The following is a 24,765-nucleotide window of genomic DNA, read 5'->3' as shown; positions in this document are numbered from 1 at the left end:
TTAATTGAGCGTTGATTGCCTTATGTTCAAAATGCTTGTTTCTATGCCTCCATTGGTTGCGTTGTCTATTGCTATCGTGTGTGAGGTGATTGCAACTTCTTCTATTCCTAAAACTGAACAGTTTACCAAGTTGATGCCAAGTACCGTGGTTATTATCGGTTATGGCATCGCTTTCTTTCTATTGTCTGTCACTGTGAAAAGTATGCCTGTTGGTCTTGTGTACGCAATTTGGAGTGGGGCAGGGATTGTTCTTGTTGCTGCGGTTGGCTACTTCCTATACGGACAAAAGCTCGATCTTGCAGCTATCGTCGGTATTGGTTTTATTCTTACTGGCGTAATGATTGTGAACTTGCTGTCTAAGACGGTCGGTCACTAATCCAAAAGTTTATCAATAAAAAAGCCGCGAATGATTCGCGGCTTTTTGTTATCTGAAGAAACACTTTTTTGCTATCTAAAGAAACATTGATCAGATTAATTCGCCATCGCTTCAATCAATTGACCTTGTTGGCGACGCTTACGGTTGCGGTACATCACCGCTGCAATTGCTGGCAAGCTGAAGGCGATAAAGCCAAGAATCAAAGCGTAAGCACCAGTTTGAGCACTAATGCCTGCTGGTACATCGAATGAAACGAAGATAGTTACTAAGCAACTGACCAAGCCAAGTGTTGCGACTAACATCATACCGAACTTGCCGCCAGGCACGCGGAATGGACGTTCAATATCTGCATGTTTACGGCGTGATACCAAGAAGCTTACGAAGATACAGATGTACATCACCATGTAGAGCTGAGTCATTAGAATATTCAATAGCCACATGCCTTGGTTCACGTTTGGTACCAAGATAAACACCAAAGAAAGCACACTCACAATCGCACCTTGTAGCAAAAGAAGTGGAACCGGCGCTTGGTTCTTATTTTCTTTTGATAGCGTCAGTGGCATGAAGTGGTCTTTTGCGGCGACGTGTAGGCTCTTGGTTGGTGCAATGATCCAGTTGTTTAGGCTCGCTAAGCTGCCAAACACAATGGCAAGTGCGATAACTGGCAGCATGAATGACATGTTCAAATCATCAAAGAACGCTTTGAATGCCAGAATTACGCCCTCGCTCAAGCTGGAATGATCGCTCGATACTACGGAAGAGATGGAAAGTGAACATGCAGTCAAAGAGACTAAAATCAACACAGTTGAAGCAATCAGCGCCTTAGGGTAAGTCTTTTGCGGATTGTCGACTTCACTCGCGTAAGACGTAGTTATCTCAAGTCCTGTTAGAGAAAGCACAACTGCTGTAAAGCCTGCACCAATACCATCTTGCGAGAAATCCGGTAGCCAGTCAGACGCATGACGAAGGGAGATATGCGATTCACTAGGGTTGGTATAAGCCCAGTAACCGCCCAAGCCGATGATCAGTAGGATAGGGAAGATAAGCCCCAAAGTGCCAAACACATTGGTGATGAGCGAAGACAAACGCAAACCAAAGATGTTGACCAAGGTCAGAGCCCAGAAAATCACGTTAATCATGATCAACATAAAGATGTTGTTTTGTGCCAGTTCAGGGAAGAAAGGGTACGCACCAGTCGCGACGATGAATGAAATGAGCGGTGGGTAGTACACAATGTTCTCGGCATACTGATACCACACGGTCGCAAAACCAAAGTTTGGACCTAACGTCTCTTTACCCCATAAATACACACCGCCTTGTTGCGGATAAGTGGTACTCAATTCTGCACAAACTAATGCGGTTGGAACGAAGAAGCAAAGACCAGCCAATAGAAAGAAAGAGATGGCGTGACTACCAAATAAGGCGGCACCCGGAATGTTCCTTATACTGTCGACGGACGTAACCGTAATCATGATGACAGAAAAGACACTGAGTTTGACGGCGGATTTGGCGATATTGCTCATTCGATACCTTTAATGATTGAGCCACGAGTTCTGGATGCGAACCCGCGTGCTACAAGTAAGACCGGCGTATTGTAGGGCTGCAAGAATCTGTGGGTATATAGCCAAAAATGGTATGTATTTACCCAAAAATGAACCGAAATCTCAGTGGCTTAATCGTAATCAATTTAATCGTTTGCTCTGGTCAAAAAACACAAAATTGAGTTAAAAAATGCATATTAATAAATGTGTTTATAGCGAATTATTTATTACCGAAAATATGGAAATTTAGCGGATTTTTGCCAATGTTTGACTCTCACCTTGGGGGAAGGTCTAGATTGGATACGACCAACAAGTTGTAGAAGATGGAGAAAATGATGGGATGTTGTAATCAAGCACCAAAAGGTGGCACCGGAAAACTATCGTATTTATTAGGTTTAGTCGCAGCACTGTTTGTTGTGATCTTATTGTTGGCTGCGGTATTTGGCTAACATAAAAAGACACCGAACATACGTTGTTGAACCAAGTCGTGCTCTTTAAATAAGCACTTCGAGGGGCTTAGGTGTAAGTTAAAACGGTATAAAATAGAAAACACGCCAAAGAGCGTGTTTTTGTTCGTTTAGAAAAACTCGTTGTGTCTAAAACCGAGTATTTGCTAACCCTACGCCGAAAGAGATAAATAATGCACCGCTAACGTAGTTCAACCACTTGCTGGTTTTCGAAGAAGTAAGCAGCACTTTCAATTTCGTTGCGAAGAAAATTACGAATAAATACCAACTTGCCACGATACCTGCTTGCAGTGCTCCTAGAATCATACTCTGCTCAAGAATGTGTTCTGGTTGTACAAACTGTGGGAAAATCGACAGATAAAATAGCACGATCTTCGGGTTAAGAAGGTTAGTGAGTAATCCTTTCACAAAGGCTTGTTTAAGAGTTTGTTCTTCAACTTTACGATCGAGCTTTAACTTCTGGTCAGCCAGTTTAAGACCGCTTTTTAGGTTGTTGATCCCCAACCAAACCAAATACGCAACGCCCATCCATTTAAGAATGTTGAACGCCAATGCCGATTGAGAAAGCAGCAAGCTCAACCCTTTTGCGGATACAAACGCATGAATCATAAAGCCAAGTGCCACACCAAGGATGTTAGCAATGGCAAAGCGGCGGCTCTGCGTCAGTGCAGTAAACAGTATCAACAAGGCATTGGGACCTGGAATTATCGCTAGAAAGAAAACAATTCCGCCGAAAGCCAACAAGGTATCGAGGTTCATGGTTATTCCAATAGAAAGGTTACACGCTGTTTATACACCTGCTTGTGTTTAAAAACAAACGACTATACCCAAGTAACTTCAAGATGCAGGATTCAGAGCGTTGTCATTGATTCGAGAGTAAGGAAAACAACGCAGTGTAATAGCCAGCTCTTTCCAAGTTGTTTGACGCAGCAATCGGGTCAATGACACGCTCCCAAAGGGCGAGCTGCCTTGGCTTGTATACTTTGTTGCCGATTCTTGATTTAGACCCACTAAACCTTTAAATCGCCGCCGCGTCTACAAACCAAGTCATTCTCGCTGAACCTAGCACATCGAGGTTACTTGGGTATATTAGAATTCTATTTGGCAGAAGGGGCAATGTAGATCAAGTAGGTTAACTGACTTAAGTAAAAGTGAGTTTTCGAACATGCTTATCTTTTCTAAAGCATTATAATCGACAGAAAATTATCAAATAGGATTAGATAATATGTTGCTTGAAGATCTGCAAGTCGTGCTCAAAGTCGCTGAGTTTCGGAGTATCACTGGGGCTGCTACAGCCCTCGATATGAGAACAGCAACGGCCAGTGCAGCAGTGAAAAGGGTTGAAGCTTCTTTAGGTGCGGAGCTATTCGTTCGTACTACACGCCATTTACGTTTGTCCAGCGCCGGCGAACGTTACCTTCCTCAATGTGAAAAAGCGCTAGAGATGTTAGAACATGCAAAGCAGAACATGCGTGAGGATCTCGATATCATTGATGGAGAGGTGCGCATTGCGCTCTCTTCTGATTTAGGGCGCAATTTGGTTACGCCATGGTTGGATGAATTCATGGATAGCTACCCAAAAGTCACATTGCGAAGCAACATCAGTGACAGCAACATAGATTTTTACCGTGATTCGGTTGATATGGCGTTGCGTTATGGTGCGCCCACCGATTCCAGTATGTATGGTTTTAAAATCTGTAACGTACCTCGATTATTGTGCGCTACACCCGAGTATCTCAATCTCGCAGGAACACCGAAGCATCCGCAAGATTTAGCTGAGCACAATGGGTTGCTTTATCAGTTGCACGATACGTTGCAAGATGTCTGGGGTTTCTCTGATGGCAGTGCTGAATACAAAGTGAAGCTTAAAGGAAACCGAGCTTCGAATGACGGAGACTTAGTTCGACGTTGGTGTGTTTCAGGCAAAGGATTAGCCATTAAATCTTGTCTAGACATGTCGCAGGACTTACTGGATGGCAAGGTAATGAATGTCATGAGTGAATATAAACCGACGCCGACGGAGCTATGGTTAATTTGCCCAAGCCGACAGTCTATAACGCCAACGGTAAGGCTACTTAGAGATCTGTTTAGAGAGAAAACAAAAGCTATTCTGTCTGAATTAGTAAAAGAGAATGTATTAGATAGCGAAGTTTTAAAACTCTAGTCTTAACTCGTCGCCTTTTGTAACCACGAAAGGCGGCTTTTTTGTGTCCATTCGACGAAAATCACGACCTTTATGTTCAAGTTGATAGGTCTGACCGCAATATCGGAAAGTTCTTATTGTGTGTTGTGTTAAAGAGCCCTAGAATCCGCGCGCTTTAGTTTTTGTAATAAGCACAGCCAATGATTTTAATCTCTATCATTGTTTTTAGAACTTTATAGGCGAACTCGTCTGATGACACATTCATGAATAAGCATACTGCACCAAAATTCAAGGCAGAATTTCTGGCTCCTCGCTACTGGGGCACATTGATCATTATCGGCATCATGTACCTTTTTAGTCTCCTCCCATTTCGTGTTCAACTCGCGCTAGGAAGCGGAATTGGTCGTCTTGCTATGCGATTAATGAAAAAGCGACAAGTCACGATCAAACGTAATTTAGAACTATGTTTTCCAGCGATGAGTGAACAAGAGCGTGATGCGATTTTAAAAGATAACATCGACAACGCAGGTATTGCCTTATTCGAAACCGCGATGGCATGGTTCTGGTCGGATAAACGAGTGAACAAACACGTGACAATTGAAGGTATGGAGAACATCGAAGCGCTTGAGAAACAAGGGAAGGGCGTATTAATGTTAGCGGTTCACTCAATGAACCTAGAATTAGGTGCTCGTGCGTTTGGCATCAAAAAATCTGGTTCTGGTGTTTACCGACCAAACAACAACCCCTGTTTTGACTACTTTCAATACAAGGGACGCTCTCGTTCGAATCGTACATTGATCGATCGTAAAAATGTTAAGGGCATGCTTGAAGCACTCAATACTGGTCATCGCGTTTGGTACGCACCGGATCATGACTATGGTACGCGTCGCTCGACGTTTGCACCTTTGTTTGCAGTAAAGCGTGCATGCACTACGACAGGAACAAGCTTGCTCGTCGATTCAACAGACTGCGCAATAGTACCATTTACCATGGTTCGTGGTAGCGATGGTCACTATACATTGACCCTTCGTGCTCCTGTTGAAGGTTTTCCGAAAAATGCCCCAGACCAAGCGGCAGTGTTTGTAAACAAGATCGTAGAACAATCGATCATGGCATGTCCGAGTCAATATATGTGGTTGCACCGTCGTTTTAAGACACGCCCTGATGGTGAATGCTGTTTGTATAAACCTCAACTTGCACCCGCAATGTGAACACCAAGCCCAGACGTTTGTTCTGGGCTTTCTTTTGTCTGTTGATTCATTTCCATAGGCTTGTTTGCCACAATATGGATATTCTGGCTTTAAGGACGTTTATGATGAGATTGTTTTTTGCTATGACGTTTGACGATGCAAGTAAGTCAAAGCTCAAACTGATTCAAGATAAGCTGAAGCAAAAGGGAATAGAAGGGCGTTATACCCGAAAAGACAACTTCCATATTACTTTGGCGTTTATTGGTGAATCGACCAACGAGGAAGCTCAGCAACTAACAAAGATTCTCCACACAGTTACGCCTTCTTGCGATCAGATTGTCGTCGATCATCTCGGCACGTTCCATCAAAGTGGTAGACAGTTAGCTTGGCTAGGCATCAAGAACAATCCCGCCATAGCAGAACGACAAAATGCATTAATAGAAACTCTAGAGCACCATGGGTTTGTGACAGAGTCACGCACGTACGTCCCCCACATTACATTAGCTCGACATGTCGAAAAACAAGCCCCTTTGGATGAGGTTCTTATTTCACCGCTAACAATACCAATTTACTCCATCGCATTGATGGAAAGTAAAACGATAGAGGGGCAATTGAGCTATCAAGTTATCGAAGAAGTCGCTTGTTCATCTTCTTGATGATGTTTATGTTATTAAAACTGTCAGCAATGGAGTAAGGAGGTAAGTAATGGAAATACTCGACTATCAAATGGATGATGCTTCGATACACGCACTAAAGCGCATTGTAGGATTAGAATGCAAGTTAATGACAAGTTTTGATAATACGTGCCTTGAATCAGATCCGGTGACAAGCTTATCTCCATTGTTTTTTCAGATACCTACTGGTTTTGTTGAGCTGACAAACGAATGGTACACAAGCCCCCAAGGTCATGACTTTCATTTGCCAGTAGCAAGGTTTGTCGATGAGCTGAATCCACAAGAGGTAAAGCTGACACAGCTTGAAGGCGCGAGGTTTTATGAAGAATCTAAAGTGATCGAGTGTATCGACGTCATTCGATTACGCAGCCGTAAAGCAGTAAAAGAAAATTTGGCTGATAAAGCGTTTGTCCCTTCTTCAGAAGTTGTTATCTACGACTATGGGCTCAACATTATGTTTGTTGATGGCACTTGTATTGCAGTAAAAACGGAAGATGATTCGATCTTGGGTGAGTGGCTTATTTCTAATGAAGCAATTGAGCCGTATCACCTTGAAGATGTTTACCAAGAAACATTAGAAATTCGTAGCCGGATAAGAGCTTAATTGGAGAGAGCAGCACGCGTTGCTCTCTTATTCAATCACGATCATGGAAAATAACCGCTAATACTCATAAAAGTTTGGAGGCTACGTGAGTTTACTTGCTGTCTTTTTTCGCTAAATTATCAGCTAACTTACCTGCAGTAATCTGAAATGCGGCAAGGTCGTCGTCCGACACATCTAGCGTCATCTTTTGAAAGATCTTGGCGTCGACCGTTTTGATCTTCGCTAACACATCATTGCCTTTCTCGGTGGTTAATAAACATTGGCTGCGCTTATCGTCTGGGTTTGGTGTTTTCTCAATAAAGCCTTCTTCAATCAATGTCTTAATTAAGCGTGTAACCTGCGCTTTATCTCTATTTAAGAATTTCACTACATCCATTGCTGTGCAAGGTGACTGCTTGCTGATGATTTTTATAACGCGCACATGCATAGGTGCGATAGGGAGTTCTAGTTGCTCTATTTGCTCGTGCAGTTGACGCTTCAAAGCGTGTACGAGTTGGAATAGATTATCCAGCGATTTTGGATTCGACATGTAACACTCCAAGTGAAAGTGGTTGACATTATCAACTAAATAACTATAGTTGACATTATCAACTTAATTGAAAGCAACTTCAAGAACTAGAATTGAATAACAGAATCCTTAGCAATGGTGTTGATGACCATAACATCCGTGACCATCAAACCAAAGATTGAACGCTTTTTAACAAGCTGATGAATTTTGATTGGAGAAATGAGATGAGAAAAGACAACTGCTACCGCATCACCATTGAAGAAGTAAATGTTGAAGAAGGGTGTGAAGCAAGAAGCTTGAGTTTTGAAGTTCAAGATCGTGAAGACATGCTAAACATTGTTGAGAAGCTTAATCAGGGCAGTGGATTAGAGCCAACTGATGCGACTCGTGTTGGTGTAGCGCTTCGCCTGCTGGGACCCGTGATGATGAAAGATCGTAAACATCCGTTGTTTATTGACTTTATGCCGCACTTTAGAAATTTCATGCAAAACTTGAAAAGCACAGTGAAGCGTCAACAGGCTCAATGATCGATTTAACTGTGTTTTATACCCAAGTCATTCTCGTTGAACCAAGCATCTCGAGGTTATTTGGGGATAAATTTAAAACTAATAAAAAGGCTGGTATTTCACCAGCCTTTTTGGTTTTTCAAAAGCAAATCTTACTTACCAAGATAACGGCTTTCTAAGTGTGCTTTAAAGTGTTTCGCGTTTAATACATCGCCTGTAGCTTGGCTTACCAAGTCGTCAGTAGACAACAAGCTACCTTTACTCCAGATGTTATCAGATAGCCAAGTGAAGATTGGGGATAGATCTCCAGAGCGAATCGCTCCATCTACATCAACCGTTTGCTTCATTGCAGCCATGAATTGAGCTGCATACATTGCACCGAGCGTGTAGGAAGGGAAGTAACCAAAGGCGCCGTCTGTCCAGTGGATGTCTTGCATACAGCCATTCTTGAAGTTACCTTCTGTTGACAGACCTAAGTAAGCCTTCATCTTCTCATTCCACAGTTCTGGAACGTCAGTGTGCTTAATAACGCCATTCATGAGATCGCGTTCAATTTCGTAACGCAAGATAACGTGAGCAGGATAAGTCAGTTCATCAGCATCGACACGGATGAAACCTTTCTCCACGTGAGTGTAGATTTTCGACAAGTTGTCTTGAGCAAACTCAGGACCTTCGAAATGGTTAGAAGCCAGACGAGCAAGGTGCTCAACAAAGGCTTGGCTGCGACCCACTTGCATCTCGAAGAACAGAGATTGAGATTCGTGGATGCCCATTGAACGAGCTTCACCAGCCGTAGTGCCTGCTAATGATTTTGGCAGACCTTGCTCGTAACGCGCGTGACCTGTTTCATGTACGATACCCATCAATGATTGCACGAACTCTTTTTCGTCGTAGCGAGTGGTAATACGAACGTCAGTAGGAACGCCACCACAGAACGGGTGAACACTTTCATCAAGACGACCATGTTCGAAGTCAAATTGAAGCAGCTTCATGACTTCCAGCCCCAATGCTTTTTGTTTTTCAGCCGGGTAATGACCGTTCGGAAGCAGGATGTTGTTGGCTTTTTGCTTCTCGATGGCTTCATCAATCATTGATGGTAACCATGTTTTTACGTCCGTAAACAACACGTCTAGAGACGCGGATGTTGTGCCTGGTTCGTACAGCTCCAGCATGGCATCGTAAGGTGATGTGCCAGCAGCTTCTGCACGAATTTGAGCTTCTTCTTGAGACAGTTTAACGACTTCTGCCCAGTTTTTTTCGAAACCAGTCCAGTCATCATTCCCACGTTGGCTACGCCACGCATGTTCACACTTAGAACCTGCGAGAGATTGCGCTTGTACTAAAGATTCAGGCAGTAGATTCGCTTGCTGCCAATCGCGTTTCATTTCACGCAGTACGGCTTGATCTTGCGTTGATAATGACTCTTCTTCTGCTTGTGCAAATAGATCACCTAAATGAGGTTGAGTCATAAGAGAGTGAATGTGGACATTAAGTTCTGCCATTGCATTAGAACGGGCTTCCGCACCGCCTGATGGCATAACGGCAGCTTGGTCCCACCCTACGATGGAGGCTAAGTGACCAAAATTAGAGACTTTTTTTGAATGTTCGACGAGTTTTTGAAATGCGCCCATGTGACTACTCTTTGTTATGTTCTTTCCTTAAACGCCCCAAGCGGGGTCCTTGAACGTACTGTTCGAATCCCTCAGCACCGATGCAGAAAAAGTGCCGCATCAAGAGAATGCCGATAGAGAAGCGTTGCTAATTTACTATTTATTAACAAACAATGCAGGTCTATTGTGCACAAATTCAGACACTTGTACACCTAACCAAAAGGAGCGTTGAGAAACAAAGCTAGAGTCAGCGATGGCTAATGTTCTTGAGTTTCTTGCCTAAGAGGGCGGCTGAATTTTTGAATGGCTTCCTTACGACAGCTAACGTTGAGTTTTTTGTAAAGCTTGTAAACATGGGTTTTTACCGTGCTTTCCGCAACAAACAGGGCGTCAGCAATTTCTAAATTTGATTGTCCCTGAACAATACGGTCGAGGATTTGTTTTTCTCTTTTCGTTAATGTGTTGCTGATTTCTTGAGAGCTGATGGCATAAGGTCTGAAATGAATCAGCATTTTTGCCATCAGTTTTCGAGGTAACCACAATTCGCCACTTAAGACGGCATCGATACAGCGAGTTAAATGCTCTATTGGCGAATCTTCATAAAGTACGCCTTTGAGATTGAGACAAGAAAAAAGCCGAAGATCTGAGCCCGTTTTCGGTACGTCATAAACCACTAAGTCGGTGTTTTTTGTTTTGAGTGAGATGTAGTCAGACAGTGGTCTTTCTTCCAATAAATAGTTAGAAATCAGAACAACGTTGTAGCTGGACAAGTTAATTTCGTCGTCTAAGCAATGGATGCTTTTACGGGTAAGTTTGTTTTGGGGGTTCTTTTCCAACTCTCGGCGAATAAACTGGTTTTGAATACAGTTTTCACCAATAAGAAGGATGTTAGATTCTAATTCATTCCTACGCGTCCCCATATTCATAACTAGCCCCTATATAATAGTTTTGTACTAATAATATTGATAATGTAATCACCTTAGTCTAGGGGTATAGTGCTCGCCACTTTTCTCTGTTTCAACTTTGCGACTGCCTAAGGTTGTTGCGAAAGCTTAGGTTCAATTGAGATCTGGAGCACATCGTTGTAGGTACCTCCCGGTTTATTTAGCGTATCGCCGATGATAAATTTCATGTTGTTAGCGTGTCCCTTAGATGGCGTATTTTCGCTGACTCTAGCACTCGCCTGATCTAGGTTAATTTGCTTAGAATCTAGATACATATCGTAGCTAATATCCCATTGGGTGTCCGCAGATTCGTGTCGGAGCGCACCTCGGTTTGTTGATTCAAAAACCAAGTTATATCCGGCGTTACTTTGAATCCAAAGTTTGGGCGCGGATGTAACTACTTTATTGGATTGGAGTATCCCCATATCCAATTCGTAATGCTGTTGAGTCAAACCATAAAACTGTATTTTGGCCATCGGCAAAACAGTGACTGCGATATTTGTCACAGCTGGTAAAACATATTCGTTATTGAGCAGTTGTTCGGTTAATACTGTCGCTTCGAGCTTGCCTTGATAAATACCTGAGGCGAGCCATTGTTGAGCCGGATAACGTATTTGAAAGGTGATATCAGCGTTATTCTCTGTTAAGACGACATGCCATTGATTACCTTTTTGGTAACCGTTCCCGCCTTGCCATTCGAAAATTAGCTGGGCATTGGCTTCTCCTTTTAAAAAAGAGTCACCATCATCAATCTCTAACTTGACCGGAATTTGGCATTGTTCGCCTTCAATATTCGCGCGCAGTCGATATGTCGAAATGAGTGTGTATGCACCAGAGGCAAACACATCATAGCGTGCCTGCGTAGAAGCAGGTTCGACACTTAAGTTACTCATTGAGCAAAGAGAACCCGCTAATGCTGGGGGAGCAAGCAATATTAGAGTGATAAAAGGTTTAATCCACATAAAGCTCTCCTAATCTGATTAAAACATTGCTGCGTTCATCTAAAGTGATCACCACAGTCTGTTTTTCTTTTGTGTCGAGTGTGAGTTGGTATTGACCGGGGCGTAAGCCGGAGATTGCAAACAAGCCATTTCGATTAGTAAAGAATTCGATGGGCTGTTGGGTTTCGCTACCCAAATAAGTCGCCACGCCAGCAATGAGTGGGATAGGGCTGCCAGTACGTCGATCGAGTAATGTTCCCATTACGGTTAACACAGAATCTGAGCCAATCTTGAGTTGGTAACCGCGTTTGTAGCCAGGATTCAGCCAAAATGCCCCGTCACCTAAATCGTAACCGGGCGGTAGGTTTTCTACGTCATAACTGATCAATTGAGGGTTGTAGGCAACCAAGTCCGGTATCAATACATTGGATGCGCTATGGCTATATACGCGGGCGTTTTCACCGTCTAGAGTTGGATCGATATCAACATTGTTTTCTTCCAAGCTTGGGTGCTTAGACACCACTGCAAACGCTTCACGGACTGGGCGTCCAACTGTGATTGAGGAACCAGCAAAGGCAATCGCACTACTGACTTCTACACGCGTACTGTGGTTTCTTATATCTTCGTTCAAACTCTCCATACGCGTAGCGTGGTCAGCGATAACTTGAAAGCGGTTGGCAGAATAGTTAACGCCAAGGTCAATGTCAGCGTCGCTGTCTCGGCTGGTAACAACAGAAGCATAGCCTGACATGCCCCCAGTATTACCTACATTATTTTGATAAGTGAGGTCTAGTGCTGCTTGATCGACCTCACTGTTGTAGCGGCTGACTAATCGTGTGGAATCGCTTAATGGCCAGCTTAACGTGAGAGACGTATTCCATTCATCTGAACCGATGTCGTTGTTCTGATAGTTGACCCTTGCGCTCCATGTCGCAGGTGTCGAGAAGAACGCACCGGACAGGCTAGGGCTAACTGACCAATAATTCGCAGCATCTTCAGTGCCAGAGCGGTAATTGACCGTCATGGCTGCACGCAAATCGTCATTAATATAAAACGCACCAAACGCCGAGGCATAGTGAGTGGTTTGGTTGAGAGGAGAGTCGATGGTGTCGTAGCTTTCTACGCCCGCGAAGTTTTCCGATTGGTATTCATAGAAAACACTTAATTGTGGTTGCCAAGGGTTGTCATCATCAAATTCTGCATCGAAAGCGACGCGGAATGCTTGCCCAGAATCGAGAGTGGGATGATGGCTTTGAGAGGCGGACAATTCGGTGACACCTAGTGAGCTTGCAATTAAAGCCGTCCCACCATATTGGTACAGGTCTTCACGTTTTTGACCGTTTACGCCTAGCGTAAGCCATGGCAATACACCAACATCAAGATAACCATGTATCAATTTTTGATCGGTTTGATAATCGAGCTCGTTGTTATTGACCTCTGACGGCACGCCCGCCATTAAACTGTACTCAAACTCTCCGCTGTTAAGAAGGTCATACCCCGTTGCGACAGAAAATTGAATTCTTTCGGTTTGCCCAGAAGAGTCGGTGATCACCAATTCGACATCGTTAGTACCTTGTGCGAGAGGGATATCACTCAAGTTATAGCTGCCTGCGCCCAGTGTCAGCCTCTGAACGACAATGCCATCGATAACAACGTCGACATTCGAGGTGCGTTGCAATGTAAAAGACTGATTGGCTTTAGGGCGCACGTTTCGAGTAGGAATTAAAGTAAAGTCACGTGTGATGCCGATTCCGAGGATGTCGGTACCATCTTGAAAGCTCTTGCCAGAGTTAAACATATCACCCAATACAAGGCGCGTTCCTTGTGAAGGAAAATCATAGTTTAAGCGCGTGCCTTGGCGGTAATAATCTGAGTCTTGAGACGAGCCATTTTCAAAGGTGGCTTCGTATTCAAGGTTTGCAGAACCTGCGTTTAAGCCCGATTCAAATCTTGTACTGTAAATACTTTGTCGGTCATTTTGCTCTGCTATGGTCTGAGTTTCATTCGCCGATGCGGTGACATTAACATAACCACTGAAAAAGCTGGGTTCAGAATAATTAAAATGTTCATTGTCTTCAGCTAACGATATTTGTCGCGTGACGCTCAATTCGTTAGGAACTGAAATGATGCATTCTAGGGTGGATAAATCAAAGGTAAGCCCAAGCCCGGCACGTCGAAAGTCTTCTTGAGATAAGGTCTCTGAATGGGCGTCTCGTAATTTCTCTAAGGCTGACTCGGCGACAGATGACGAAAGTAGGGCGATGGTACTGTCTTTCGGTAAGCGAATCTCGTCATCAGCGGTAATGGTGACTTGTGCCTGACCCAAGACGCTGTCACTGATTTTTAAAAGAGAGGATAGCTCGATATCTCGACCTGTTGGATTAAGCACAACCTCGCGTGCCCAACTGATGTTGATTTGAGCGATACATAAAATCGTTAATAAAATGAATAGGAGCCAAACAGCACTGCTCCGACGCTCATTGCTCTCTTCCATGATATTTTCCTACTGGGATTGCTTTCCGTGAACGCAGGGTGAAGGTAGAAAATGGTGGCAAAAATTGGTCACCGACTTGTTGTTGGAGCGAGTAATTTTCTGTCGCTGTTAACGGCTCAAAATACAGTAGTCGAGAGTAGGTAAAGCGTTCGCCAGTATTACGAATAACCAATTGTCCGGCATCAGACACTTCCAAGGTGACGTCAGGTTGTTGGTTGTTGGAGTACACATGAAGCAGTGCGTTATAATGCACTTTAATTTTGACTCCGCTCTGCTGCACAGGCAAAGCTCTACTTTGTCCATTAGCACCCGTTAAATGAGCTTGCGTAAAGCGTATAAAGTAGCTAGAGGATGTTTTTTGTACAGAAGGATCAAGCCATTGAATACGAAATACTTGCTTTGAGTTCGGTGCTAACATTGCTGCTGGTGGAAAAACCAAAAGTGCGTCGCTATTTAAAGCTTTGGTTTCATATTGACCATTTTTCTTAAATACTAGCTGATGAATACTTACTTCTAGCGGCATTTTTTCTGTTGAATTATTTGTCACTATGATCTGTGATGTTGTATTTCTATCTGTGTTCAATTCAAATACAGTCGGTGAAATAATGATTGCATTACAAAAACCACTAAATAATAACAAGATTAGACATGTTATAGATTGATAGAACATGTTATTTATCCTGCTCTATTTCTATCGACAAATCTGACACGTCAAACCCTTTCAATGGTTTCATTTCAAAAAATCGTGTTGAATGAGGAAGTACAAGTGTGCCTGCGATTAACTTACTGATATCTAATCCTTTTAGGTATTTAGAATTACTGCCATCCGTTAAATGCCAATTAGTATTCGTTAGCCTGCCATAACTATTACCATTATTCTCTACTTCAACAATCCATTTGCTTCCTTTTTGTTTGACACTTTTTATATCTAAGTTTGCCGATGTATTTTTGGGCTTAACATTAATTAATGTATTGAATTGAAGTAATAACCCCATCTTAGCGCTTTGTTCTTCGCCACGGGCTACTTCAACCTGCTTAATGGAGACACGGTATGCTTTTGATTCAGAGATTGAAGGATCACCCAAATAACGAATCATGACCGATTGAGAGCGACCTGGCTCTATGATTGCGGTTACTGGAATAACGAGCAATTCATCGTCTGCGGGTTTTGTTGTTTCTACACCTTGCTCATCCATGGTCATTGAAAAAGGATAGAGCTCAACAGTTAGGGGTACTCGGGATGTATTGTCGATACGCATCGACATTTGGGCTCGATTGCCTATAGGTTCAATCTCAGCAACCATAGGTTCAACCTTGTATGCGTTAGCGTAAGAACAAAATAAAAATGTTGCGACTAGGATAATCCATCGAGTCATGTTGAGCTCCATCAATGTCAGCTTGGTATGGCTGTGTAGAAAGGGAGGCTATACGCTTAGCCTCCCGGAGGGGAACTTAGTTAGAAGTCACGTTAACGGTTAGCGTATCTGAGTAGCCACCCGCCCATGTTGCCACTTCTGTTGTTTGTACAGTCAATGTCGCATCAACACCAGATGCTAGACCCGAAGAACCTGGGTATGACAGCTCACTAGAGACATCGTTTAAACCCGGACCACCAGGTGCATTTAGATCAAATGATGGAAGACCTGTAGGCGCAAAAGTTGCGGTATAAGTTAGCGCGAAATCTTCGTCATCATCCGATTCAAGACCACCTTCAGAACTGGTCAAAGAAACGGTTGCACCATCGACATCGTTACATTTCATATCCAGATCGATAGAAACAGTTTGTTCTTGTGTTACATCACCAAAGTCGAGCAATTGAGTAGCAAGCCCTGATACTTCACATACTGGAGAAACATAACCCACTAATTGAACATCACCCGGACCTGCGTGAACTTGCGAACCGAAAATTGCTGTAACAGCCGCTGCACAAATCGTAAGTTTTTTCATAAAAAGATTCCTTTAACTTGAGAGATAACATACATGTTTAGCCCAAATCCCACCGAGCTAGCCTTTCTCTGTATCGAATACAGAACTCCTAGTTGATGACGCTGTTAATTGAGGGGAATACATCAATTTCAATCACGTCTTCGTAATAGCCTGCGTATAGCAAGCGGTCTTCTAGTGTTATTCTAATTTCTCCTAGTGCCGAGAAAGGAATAACACCTGAACTGTCAAAGCGTTTTTCAGAGAGCAAATCAATGCTTTTTACTTCTTCATGAATATTTGCTTTGTTAATGTTGATTTCAAATAAATACTCGAATGGTGGAATATCATCTCTTTTATCCAATTTTAGTCCGCCATTTTTTGAATATACGCTTACGCCGAGTGGTTGGTTGCAATATATGTCCAATGGTAGTGTTTTTATATTGCTGTCGGACAAGTCGATTTTCTGACCTGACGTGAAATTTATCTCACATCGGTCTTCTAATTTGCCAACAAGATTCATCGTTAAGGTATTTGCGTTACTAAAAAGTGGCGCAAATATAAATAACCAAATTGCGATCATCAGGCAGCAATGAAAAAGAAGCATATATCCCATTTGCACACCAACTTTCGTTTATTTTGTGTTGTTGAAATAAACTATAATTCCTGATGGAAATAGAAGAGTAGTAAAGGAGGTTGATCGTTTTTATAAAAGTTGTAGAAATAGTAGTAACTCTCTTTATATAAGAAAGACCTTATACTCAAGTAACCTCGAGATGCTTTGTTTAGCGAGAATGACTTGGTTTGTAGACGCTACGTTGTTTTCCTTGACCTCGAATCAATGACAACGTTTTGAGCTCTGCATCTTAAAATCATTTGTGTGTATGCTTATTAAGTGCTTTTATGCGTATGGCTTTGTACGTTATGTGATTTTCAACGATGTTGATCACAAAAGTTGCTTGCGAATTACGTGGATTGACGGTATTGATGGGTAATGCACAATCACTCACTACAAGAATATGGATATTTTGAATTTTGAGGCATTCCTCATTGCTATCACTATTTTGACGCTTACACCGGGATTGGACACCGCTTTGGTGATTCGTAACACCAGTCGTGCAGGTCTTAAAGATGGTTGTACGACAAGTTTAGGTATTTGTTTCGGTCTGTTTGTTCATGCATTTTTCTCTGCTGTAGGCATCTCTGCTGTTTTAGCTCAATCCGCTGAACTATTTCAAATGGTGAAAATGGTGGGTGCTGCTTATTTGATCTGGCTTGGATTAAGTAGTTTGAGAGCGTTAATGAAATCGAATGGCGGCATTGCTGTCTCTGAACAGACCCACCAAGCGTATAGCGGTAAACGCTCTTTCCGTGAAGGCTTCTTATCTAATGTGCTTAATCCAAAAACGGCAGTGTTCTATTTGGCGTTCTTACCTCAGTTTGTTAACCCAGAAGGTTCTCCATTAATGCAATCTATGGTTATGGCGTCTATTCACTTTATGATTGCGATGGTTTGGCAATGTGGTCTGGCTGGTGCATTAAATTCCGCGAAAAGCTTGTTAAAAAATGCAAGTTTTATGAAATGGATGGAAGGGGCAACTGGAGCGGTACTGGTTGCACTTGGTGTTAAATTACTTGTAGAAAAACCAGTCTAATGCACTCACTTGTTCGAATTCTAATTATCCTGATCGCTTTTATTGCGGCGCTTGCTGGTATTGTGGCTTGGAAAACCATACCTCAACTTCACTTTGTTGAAAAAGGCATGCAATGGAACTGGCATTGGTCTTACTTCGAACCATTTTCTAATGGTATTCAAACCACACGTACTCAAGATACTAAACAGCTTTTATTAAGGCGCGTCTATTTGCAAGATTCCACCGTCGTCTTTGTCGGTACGACCTTAGACAACAAGTTCGAAATTGATGTAGTAAATCAAGCGTCTTGTGAGCCAAAGAGCAGTAAATGGGTGTCAGTTTCCGTCAATGGTCAGCCGATGTCGCATGTACCAATGGTGTGCGAGAAGACCGGTGAAACGTATATCTATCGATTTATCGGCAATAAGCTAAGAACACTTGAGTTTGGTATTGACGATAGCTTTATTCGTGAAGATTTTACATTGTGGCCGATTTCAGAGATAAAAGCGGATCAGTTCAAACAACAGCACTCTGCATTTTTCAATAAGAAAGATGGTGGTGAAGATCATCAATGGCTCAGAGATTGATGTGCTATACCTAAGTATCTAGGAGTGACCTGGGTATAAATACAATAAGATGAAATGAGAAAGAGACAAGTCGATCGGCTTGTCTCTTTTTTTATAGCCAAGCATCGCGAGGTTATAGAGGTATACCCAAGTGACTTCAAGATGCTAGATTCAGAGCGTCGTCACTGATTCAAGTTCAAGGAAAACAACGAAGCGGAATAGCAAGCTATTTCCAAGTTGTTTGACGATGAAATTGCTTCAGTGACACGCTCCCGAAGGGCGAGTTGCCTTGGTTCGCATGCTTCGTTAACAATTTTCGATTTAGAACCACTAGATCTTCAAATTGTTGCCTCGCCTTCAAACCAAGTCATTCTCGCTGAACCAAGCATCTCGAGGTTACTTGGGTATATATCAAATCATGGTTAGTTTCTCTCGACAGAACTGCAACGGTTTTGATTGAACGAAGTACTAACAAATCAGAAAGGACTCCCTCGATTTAAGTAGTTAAACGCTTCATTCAGGACTCACTTTTTTTCCACACCTCCACTGATAATTTATATATCAAGCATCAATAAATAAGAGCGTTAATCGTTTGCTGTACTTCTGGTTAATGCCTTAGTAAACACTAAAGGCTTGTGTGTTCCTGTCAGTGGTGACTTGTCGGAGGAACGGTTACACAAGTCATTTGGTTCATCGGAAATGAGATAACTAAATGAAAAAAAGATCCGTACTAATTCCTTTATTTCTTTTATCAAGCGCTGCTCATGCAGCGAGCGATTACGTTGTTGGTCAATTGATTCCTGAAAAAAGTGTTGTGGTAAAAAGTGAAGTCGTCGGCGTGGTGGATTCTTATCGTTACGATAACGGTGACTCTGTGACTCAAGGGCAGGAGCTATTGTCTCTATCCTCAGAAGATTATGCATTGAGTTTGGACTTAGCCCGTAACGAGTTAGAGGTGAGTCGTGCCGAGTTAGATATTCAAGAAAAGCAATTAAAGCGTTATCAATCCTTGCTGACCAGTAATGGCGTCTCGGCAAGTGACGTGGACAACCAAATTCGTGTAACCAACATTGGTCGAGCTCAATTCAACGTAAGTAATACACACTACAAAATCGCCGCACGAACGCTGGATAAAGCCTCTCCGGATGCACCTTTTGATGGGGTGGTCATCAATCGCTCTGTTGAGCTAGGGCAGTTTATTTCGGTGGGTGATGCGCTCTTTACCATTGCAGATATGGAACGATTGAAAGTACGTTTTCACCTGTTAGAGATTGATTTCAACAAGTTCAGTAAAGGCGAGAAGGTTAAGGTCGAAGTGCCTTCTGTTGAGCAGACGTTGGACGGCACCATCACTTTACTTTCTCCTGCTTTCCAAAACAGTGAGCCGGGCTTCCTTGTTGAAGTGACGGTAGATAACGCCAACGGCACGCTTAATCCGGGCATGGAATCGTACGTGTATTTCAATGATCAGGAGGCAATGTGAATTTCTTCTTAGATTTGCTCTCTCACCGAAAGTTTGCGTCTAAAATCCTGACCATTTTGATCATCAGCATTGGTGCCCTTACTGCCTACAATCTTCCCCTTGCTGAGAAGCCTCGATTTGACTTAGGAAAAGGCGATATCGTCACGGTTTATCCTGGCGCCAGTGCGAAAGATATTGAAAGCAACATCACCAGTAAAATTGAGAAAGAATTGCTGTCTATTTCTGGATTGAAAGAGTTTACCTCTACGTCGGAAACGGGCGTGTCAAATATCAGTGTGGTGTTGGATAGCAATGTCTCTGATCCGAATACGGTTTACCAAGACATTCGAGATGCACTGGCAAGGGTAACGGATTTACCCGCTGGTGTGACCGAAGCGCCAACGCTGTCGATCAAAAAATCGTACAGCTTGGATTTCATGGTGGTCGGTATTTCTGGTGATGTTGGTTATAAAGCACTGCGAGATAAAGCCAAAGACCTAGAGTTGGCTTTGCGGCGTGTTGAGGGGATTGGTGAAGTTTACACCGTCGATTTGCGTGCGCCAGAGTTCTTAATCCAACTCGAACCGATTTCTTTGAGACGTTATGGCTTAACGTTGGATCAAGTGGCGGCATTGATTGCAGAGCGTAATACGCTGATCAGTGGTGGTCGTCTGGAAACGTTAAAGAACAACCCAGAACTGATGACCTCTGCCGAGCTGGATAGCATTGAAGAGCTGCGTGAAATGTTCATCTCATTCAGCCCGAATATTCAACTTAAAGACGTTGCAGGTCTCATTGAGGATGGGTTTGAAAAAGGCGAGGTTTATGGCTCAATCAACGGTAATAAGAGTATTCTTTTTGACTTAAGAACTAATGAAAGCGCGGACGTTATTAGCACTTCTAACGCGGTGAAAGCTCTGATTGCAAATCAGCAAAAACTACTCGGTGACAAATACACTATCGCTATCGGCTCAGACTTGTCCGAAGACATCCAAGAGAAAGCGCGCATCGTGCAAGACAACGGCTTGGTTGGACTTGGCTTGGTGCTGATTACGTTGGCGCTTTTTCTTGATAGACGCATTGCATTTTGGGTCGCGGTTTCTATTCCCGTATGTATCTTCGGCACGCTGGCTTTGCTGCCTCCTTTCGGGCAGATTCTGGATGTGTTCACTATGTCCGCCTTAATTTTGATTGTCGGAATTATTGTCGATGATGCCGTGGTGGTGAGCGATAAAATCGTGGCACTAGTTGAAGAAGGTTATCCAGTTGATAAGGCGGTCTCGCAAGGTGTGAAGAGTGTATTCCCAGCGGTCCTAGCAAGCATTTTATCGACCATGATTGCCTTCATACCTTTGCTCTTCTTACCGGGAAACAGCGGTAAATTGGTTTATGTAATTCCGCTTACGGTCATTATTGCGTTGTGCTTTTCGTTTATCGACGCGCTGTTCTTTATTCCTGCCCATTTAAAAGGCATTTTGAGTAAGAAGAGTCAGGTAAAGAAAAAGCCATTTTTAGATTTAAGCGCACTGAATCGTTTAATTGAACTTGTCATTCGAAACAGCAAAGTAGCGCTGCCATGTATTACCGTAGTGATTCTGACTTTAGGAGCGATTTCATACAAGAGTTTGAGCTTCTTGTTCTTCCCAACAGACGGCGCGTATTTGATAGAAATCAGTGCTGAATCGAATCCAGAGTTAGATTTGGATGACGTCTGGAAAGAAACACAACAACTCGAAGCGCTGATCAAAAGCACTGAAGAAGTGAATTATTGGTACGGCGAAGTGAGCTCACCAAATAGCTATTGGGTGATTTCATTAACACCACCAAACAGCCGAACAAGAACCGCAGAGCAAATCGTCGAAGAGTGGGAAGAGAAAGCAACGCAAATTACAGGGTTGGCTCAAATTGAGTTCGATATTGATGGCGGCGGCCCTCCGGTAGGACGTCCAGTGGACTTGCGTGTCGTTGGCGGTACGGATGAAGGGCGAGAAAAGCTTGCTAATGATTTGACGGCGTACATTGAATCATTGGAAGGGACGAGCCGAGTACGACGTGATTTAAATGCACCAGCACCACAGATTCAAGCTGAGCTGCAACATCACTGGCTCAAGTACTACGGCATCAGTGCCAACAAAGTTGGGGATATCATTAAGTTTGCGATTGACGGTCAACGCGTGACGCGGATCTTTAATGGTGAAGAAGAAGTGTACTTCCGAGTCGCTTTAGAAGAAGACGACAAATCCTTAAAAGAACTGGATAACATTTTGGTTCGCGCCAGCAATAACAAGCTGGTGCCATTAAGTGAGCTGGTTCGATGGAGAAATGCCGATGCAGAAGCACAAATCAAACACTTTAATGGAGAGCGAGTGATTCGTGTCTCGTCAGGTGTCGATTCGACCGTGACTGATCCGGTTGCCGTTTTTGCTGCGGTTCAAGAAGCCTCTGCCAATAAAGAATACGGCGGTGCCTCTATTATTGCGACAGGGCAGATCTTAGAAACACAAGAAGCGCAGCAAGGCTTTGTCATCGCGATTAGTGTGGCGTTTATTGGCATTGCGTTGCTTCTGATTCTTCTTTTTGACCGAATGCGCGAAACCTTAATTGTGTTGACGGTGATTCCTTTTGGCATCGCTGGTGCGCTGTTTATTCTGTTCTTACATAATCAGGTGCTGAGCTTTTTCTCCATCATCGGGATGATTGCCTTGATTGGTATTATGGTAAACAACAGCTTGGTGCTGATTTGGCACTTCAAAGAACACGAAGCGGAATGTAACGATACCAACTTGCTGGAGTTTGTAATTCGTGGAACGCAAAGCCGAGTGAGACCAATCACCTTAACCACAATCACAACCGTTGCAGGTCTTATCCCGCTTGCGTACGGCTTGGGTGGTTACGATAACTACATGTCACCGATGGCGCTGGTGGTTGGTTGGGGCTGCGTGATCTCGATGATCGTCACGCTTACCGTGATCCCATCCATTTACCTATGGACACACAGGAAAGGAAATGAAAGTGCATCCGCAGTCAATGACAGCAGCGAGGAGAGAACCCTAGCGACCGACTAAGTACTATTGAAATTCCGGACAGCCCGCAGTTAAATTCTGCGGGCTTTTTGGTTGGGCTAAAACTAAAGTCGAACACGGTTCATAATTGCTTACCGATCAATGCCTTTTGCTGCGTGGTGATAATTCTCAGGATGTGATCTTAAACGTTATCAGTTTGTTAACGATTGCTATACTTACCAAGCCATAAACAAAGGAAAAAATAAGGACGTTCAATGTTAAAGCTCAAGCAAATTGCTGTCGCGGCTTCTCTGGCTGCACTAAGTACAAGTTTTTCAGTTTCTGCTAAAGATACGTTCGTAACCATTGGTACGGGCGGTGTAACTGGCGTGTACTACCCGACGGGTGGTGCAATTTGTCGTTTGGTCAACAAATCACGTGCTGATCATGGCATCCGTTGTTCAGTAGAAAGTACCGGTGGTTCTATCTACAACATCAACACCATTCGCGCAGGTGAGTTGGATTTAGGTATCGCGCAGTCGGACTGGCAATACCATGCTTATAACGGTACGAGCAAGTTTGAAGATAAAGGACCATTCAAAGAGCTTCGTGCGGTGTTCTCTGTACACCCAGAACCGTTCACCGTTGTGGCTCGTAAAGACGCTAACATCAACACGTTTGATGACCTAAAAGGCAAACGAGTGAACATAGGTAACCCAGGTTCTGGTCAGCGCGGCACCATGGAAGTGCTAATGAAAGAGTACGGTTGGACGAATGATGATTTCAAGCTGGTATCTGAGCTAAAAGCATCAGAACAGTCAAAAGCACTGTGTGATAACAAGATCGACGCGATGGTTTACACAGTCGGTCACCCAAGTGGTGCGATTAAAGAAGCAACGACCTCGTGTGACAGCAATATCGTAACGGTAGCCGGTCCACAAGTTGAGAAGTTGGTTTCTGATAACAGCTTCTACCGTATCGCAAACGTACCGGGCGGCATGTACCGCGGTTCAGAAAGTGATGTACAAACCTTTGGTGTAGGTGCGACGTTTGTTTCTTCAACGGCCGTGCCAGACGAAGTAGTTTACAACGTAGTGAAAGCGGTATTCGAAAACTTTGATGATTTCCGCCGTCTACACCCAGCATTCGCCAACTTGAAGAAAGAAGAAATGGTGAAAGATGGTCTATCTGCGCCGCTTCATCCAGGTGCTGAGAAGTACTACAAAGAAGTGGGTTTGATTAAGTAATTTCCACTTAGAACTAATAAAAACGCCATCGTAGTTTGCGATGGCGTTTTTGTTTGTGAGCAAGGAGCGCTTGGCTTTGGTTATATCGTGGTATTGAGTTAGGCATAGACATCTAAGAAGAAGTAAATGGTAATCGCGATAGAAGAGAGGGCAACGAAGCCTTTTACATGACTAGGATTCAACCGGCGAGATACTCGCGCTGCCAAGTAGCCGCCAACTAATGTGCCAACCATTACAACGCTGCCTTTGGTCCAATCGATCGAACCGTTAGCAACAAAAATTACGATGGCAATCAGAGAAACGCAGGTCGAAACCAGCAGCTTAAGCCCGTTCATTAAGTTGATGTCTTGGTGCCCTGCAACCACTAAATAACTTAATACGATCACGCCTAGTCCCGCATTGAAGAAGCCGCCATAAGCAGAGACGCCAATCAAAAGAAGACTTAGTGCAATCACACCCAGAATGCCAGCGTGTTTGATCTCTTTGGTCATAGACTTAATCAACGCAGTCATGCGTGAGCCAGTTAAAAAGAGCACGGTTGCGAATAAAAGTAGCCATGGAATCGCTTCAAGAAAAACAGATTCTGGCGTATTTAGCAGAAGGTAAGCACCGACAGCGCCACCAATCAAACTGAAAGAGATAGTGAAAGCGAGTTCTTGCTTGTTCTTCATGATTTCTTCGCGAAAACCGATTGCACCACTGATGTAACCTGCGCAAGAAGCATAAGTATTCGTCGCGTTCGCCATGATGGGAGGCACGCCAACCGCCATTAATGCAGGGAAGGTAATGAAGCTACCACCACCGGCGACGGAGTTCATGATCCCACCAACGACGCCCGCAGCAAACAAGAGAGCAAATTCCAGCAGCATAAAAAGTCCTTTTTTGTTCTTATAGTTTTTGTTTCTGAACGATTAACACTACGCAACTCACCCA

24 protein-coding genes are annotated in these 24,765 nt (G+C 43.4%); 12 read left to right on the top strand and 12 right to left on the bottom strand.

Features of this window, described 5'->3' with window-relative positions:
- The first annotated feature begins 43 nt into the window (after positions 1-43).
- Positions 44-376, top strand: coding sequence for a DMT family transporter (locus QMY49_RS07720; RefSeq protein ID WP_005451868.1), 333 nt, complete (start codon positions 44-46; stop codon positions 374-376).
- A 95-nt stretch (positions 377-471) separates the two neighbouring features.
- Here QMY49_RS07720 and QMY49_RS07715 read toward each other — a convergent pair whose 3' ends face one another.
- A complete protein-coding gene (locus QMY49_RS07715) occupies positions 472-1,899 on the bottom strand; it encodes an APC family permease (RefSeq protein ID WP_005451870.1) in 1,428 nt (475 codons plus the stop codon).
- 341 nt (positions 1,900-2,240) lie between these two features.
- On the opposite strand from QMY49_RS07715, the gene QMY49_RS07710 reads away from it, so the two are divergent.
- Positions 2,241-2,366: a hypothetical protein gene (locus QMY49_RS07710; RefSeq protein ID WP_255211851.1), complete on the top strand. Its 126-nt coding sequence runs from the start codon at positions 2,241-2,243 to the stop codon at positions 2,364-2,366.
- 147 nt (positions 2,367-2,513) lie between these two features.
- On the opposite strand, the gene QMY49_RS07705 is transcribed toward QMY49_RS07710, so the two are convergent.
- A complete protein-coding gene (locus QMY49_RS07705) occupies positions 2,514-3,143 on the bottom strand; it encodes a LysE family translocator (protein WP_009698046.1) in 630 nt (209 codons plus the stop codon).
- 466 nt (positions 3,144-3,609) lie between these two features.
- On the opposite strand from QMY49_RS07705, the gene QMY49_RS07700 reads away from it, so the two are divergent.
- The 4 genes from QMY49_RS07700 to QMY49_RS07685 all read left to right on the top strand — a co-directional run bounded on the left by QMY49_RS07700 (position 3,610) and on the right by QMY49_RS07685 (position 6,995).
- A complete protein-coding gene (locus QMY49_RS07700; RefSeq protein ID WP_017819450.1) occupies positions 3,610-4,548 on the top strand; it encodes a LysR family transcriptional regulator in 939 nt (312 codons plus the stop codon).
- Positions 4,549-4,790: 242 nt separating this feature from the next.
- Positions 4,791-5,738: an LpxL/LpxP family Kdo(2)-lipid IV(A) lauroyl/palmitoleoyl acyltransferase gene (locus QMY49_RS07695; RefSeq protein WP_283313862.1), complete on the top strand. Its 948-nt coding sequence runs from the start codon at positions 4,791-4,793 to the stop codon at positions 5,736-5,738.
- Between the two features lie 104 nt (positions 5,739-5,842).
- Positions 5,843-6,373 (top strand): RNA 2',3'-cyclic phosphodiesterase, encoded by a 531-nt coding sequence (gene thpR, locus QMY49_RS07690; RefSeq protein ID WP_005451877.1) that lies wholly within the window; start codon positions 5,843-5,845, stop codon positions 6,371-6,373.
- A gap of 49 nt (positions 6,374-6,422) precedes the next feature.
- A complete protein-coding gene (locus QMY49_RS07685; protein ID WP_283313858.1) occupies positions 6,423-6,995 on the top strand; it encodes a hypothetical protein in 573 nt (190 codons plus the stop codon).
- A gap of 91 nt (positions 6,996-7,086) precedes the next feature.
- On the opposite strand, the gene QMY49_RS07680 is transcribed toward QMY49_RS07685, so the two are convergent.
- Positions 7,087-7,524, bottom strand: coding sequence for a MarR family winged helix-turn-helix transcriptional regulator (locus QMY49_RS07680; RefSeq protein ID WP_283313857.1), 438 nt, complete (start codon positions 7,522-7,524; stop codon positions 7,087-7,089).
- Between the two features lie 203 nt (positions 7,525-7,727).
- Here QMY49_RS07680 and QMY49_RS07675 point away from each other — a divergent pair, with 203 nt between their 5' ends.
- Positions 7,728-8,030: a DUF3861 domain-containing protein gene (locus tag QMY49_RS07675; RefSeq protein WP_005451880.1), complete on the top strand. Its 303-nt coding sequence runs from the start codon at positions 7,728-7,730 to the stop codon at positions 8,028-8,030.
- Between the two features lie 131 nt (positions 8,031-8,161).
- Here the strand turns inward: QMY49_RS07675 and QMY49_RS07670 are convergent, their stop codons facing one another.
- The 8 genes from QMY49_RS07670 to QMY49_RS07635 all read right to left on the bottom strand — a co-directional run bounded on the left by QMY49_RS07670 (position 8,162) and on the right by QMY49_RS07635 (position 16,537).
- Positions 8,162-9,640 carry a carboxypeptidase M32 gene (locus QMY49_RS07670; protein ID WP_283313856.1) on the bottom strand — a complete coding sequence of 493 codons (1,479 nt, stop codon included), beginning with the start codon at positions 9,638-9,640 and terminating at the stop codon, positions 8,162-8,164.
- A 236-nt stretch (positions 9,641-9,876) separates the two neighbouring features.
- Positions 9,877-10,545 carry a response regulator transcription factor gene (locus tag QMY49_RS07665; RefSeq protein WP_017188108.1) on the bottom strand — a complete coding sequence of 223 codons (669 nt, stop codon included), beginning with the start codon at positions 10,543-10,545 and terminating at the stop codon, positions 9,877-9,879.
- Positions 10,546-10,652: 107 nt separating this feature from the next.
- A complete protein-coding gene (locus QMY49_RS07660) occupies positions 10,653-11,525 on the bottom strand; it encodes a hypothetical protein (RefSeq protein WP_017819447.1) in 873 nt (290 codons plus the stop codon).
- Positions 11,515-13,998: a fimbria/pilus outer membrane usher protein gene (locus QMY49_RS07655; RefSeq protein WP_283313852.1), complete on the bottom strand. Its 2,484-nt coding sequence runs from the start codon at positions 13,996-13,998 to the stop codon at positions 11,515-11,517. The genes QMY49_RS07660 and QMY49_RS07655 overlap by 11 nt, the downstream gene beginning before the upstream one ends.
- Positions 13,982-14,668: a fimbrial biogenesis chaperone gene (locus tag QMY49_RS07650; RefSeq protein WP_009696975.1), complete on the bottom strand. Its 687-nt coding sequence runs from the start codon at positions 14,666-14,668 to the stop codon at positions 13,982-13,984. The genes QMY49_RS07655 and QMY49_RS07650 overlap by 17 nt, the downstream gene beginning before the upstream one ends.
- 1 nt (position 14,669) lies before the next feature.
- Complete coding sequence (locus tag QMY49_RS07645) at positions 14,670-15,374, bottom strand: fimbrial biogenesis chaperone (protein ID WP_005451887.1); 705 nt, start codon at positions 15,372-15,374, stop codon at positions 14,670-14,672.
- A 76-nt stretch (positions 15,375-15,450) separates the two neighbouring features.
- Positions 15,451-15,945: a hypothetical protein gene (locus QMY49_RS07640; protein ID WP_005451888.1), complete on the bottom strand. Its 495-nt coding sequence runs from the start codon at positions 15,943-15,945 to the stop codon at positions 15,451-15,453.
- An 88-nt stretch (positions 15,946-16,033) separates the two neighbouring features.
- Entirely contained in the window at positions 16,034-16,537 is a 504-nt protein-coding gene (locus QMY49_RS07635) for a hypothetical protein (RefSeq protein WP_223295806.1), read from the bottom strand.
- Between the two features lie 403 nt (positions 16,538-16,940).
- Here QMY49_RS07635 and QMY49_RS07630 point away from each other — a divergent pair, with 403 nt between their 5' ends.
- From QMY49_RS07630 to QMY49_RS07610, 5 genes are all read left to right on the top strand, one after another.
- A complete protein-coding gene (locus tag QMY49_RS07630; RefSeq protein WP_050903073.1) occupies positions 16,941-17,576 on the top strand; it encodes a LysE family translocator in 636 nt (211 codons plus the stop codon).
- Entirely contained in the window at positions 17,576-18,142 is a 567-nt protein-coding gene (locus tag QMY49_RS07625) for a hypothetical protein (protein ID WP_005451891.1), read from the top strand. The genes QMY49_RS07630 and QMY49_RS07625 overlap by 1 nt, the downstream gene beginning before the upstream one ends.
- 691 nt (positions 18,143-18,833) lie before the next feature.
- Positions 18,834-19,604, top strand: coding sequence for an efflux RND transporter periplasmic adaptor subunit (locus QMY49_RS07620; protein ID WP_017819443.1), 771 nt, complete (start codon positions 18,834-18,836; stop codon positions 19,602-19,604).
- Positions 19,601-22,648 carry an efflux RND transporter permease subunit gene (locus QMY49_RS07615; RefSeq protein WP_283313845.1) on the top strand — a complete coding sequence of 1,016 codons (3,048 nt, stop codon included), beginning with the start codon at positions 19,601-19,603 and terminating at the stop codon, positions 22,646-22,648. The genes QMY49_RS07620 and QMY49_RS07615 overlap by 4 nt, the downstream gene beginning before the upstream one ends.
- A gap of 212 nt (positions 22,649-22,860) precedes the next feature.
- Positions 22,861-23,832 (top strand): TAXI family TRAP transporter solute-binding subunit, encoded by a 972-nt coding sequence (locus QMY49_RS07610; protein WP_005451897.1) that lies wholly within the window; start codon positions 22,861-22,863, stop codon positions 23,830-23,832.
- A gap of 98 nt (positions 23,833-23,930) precedes the next feature.
- Here the strand turns inward: QMY49_RS07610 and QMY49_RS07605 are convergent, their stop codons facing one another.
- Positions 23,931-24,701, bottom strand: coding sequence for a sulfite exporter TauE/SafE family protein (locus QMY49_RS07605; protein ID WP_283313843.1), 771 nt, complete (start codon positions 24,699-24,701; stop codon positions 23,931-23,933).
- Positions 24,702-24,765: the final 64 nt, after the last annotated feature.

Source organism: Vibrio harveyi (assembly GCF_030060435.1).
GTDB classification, from domain to species: domain Bacteria; phylum Pseudomonadota; class Gammaproteobacteria; order Enterobacterales; family Vibrionaceae; genus Vibrio; species Vibrio harveyi.
This window is presented reverse-complemented; position numbering and strand designations above follow the sequence as displayed.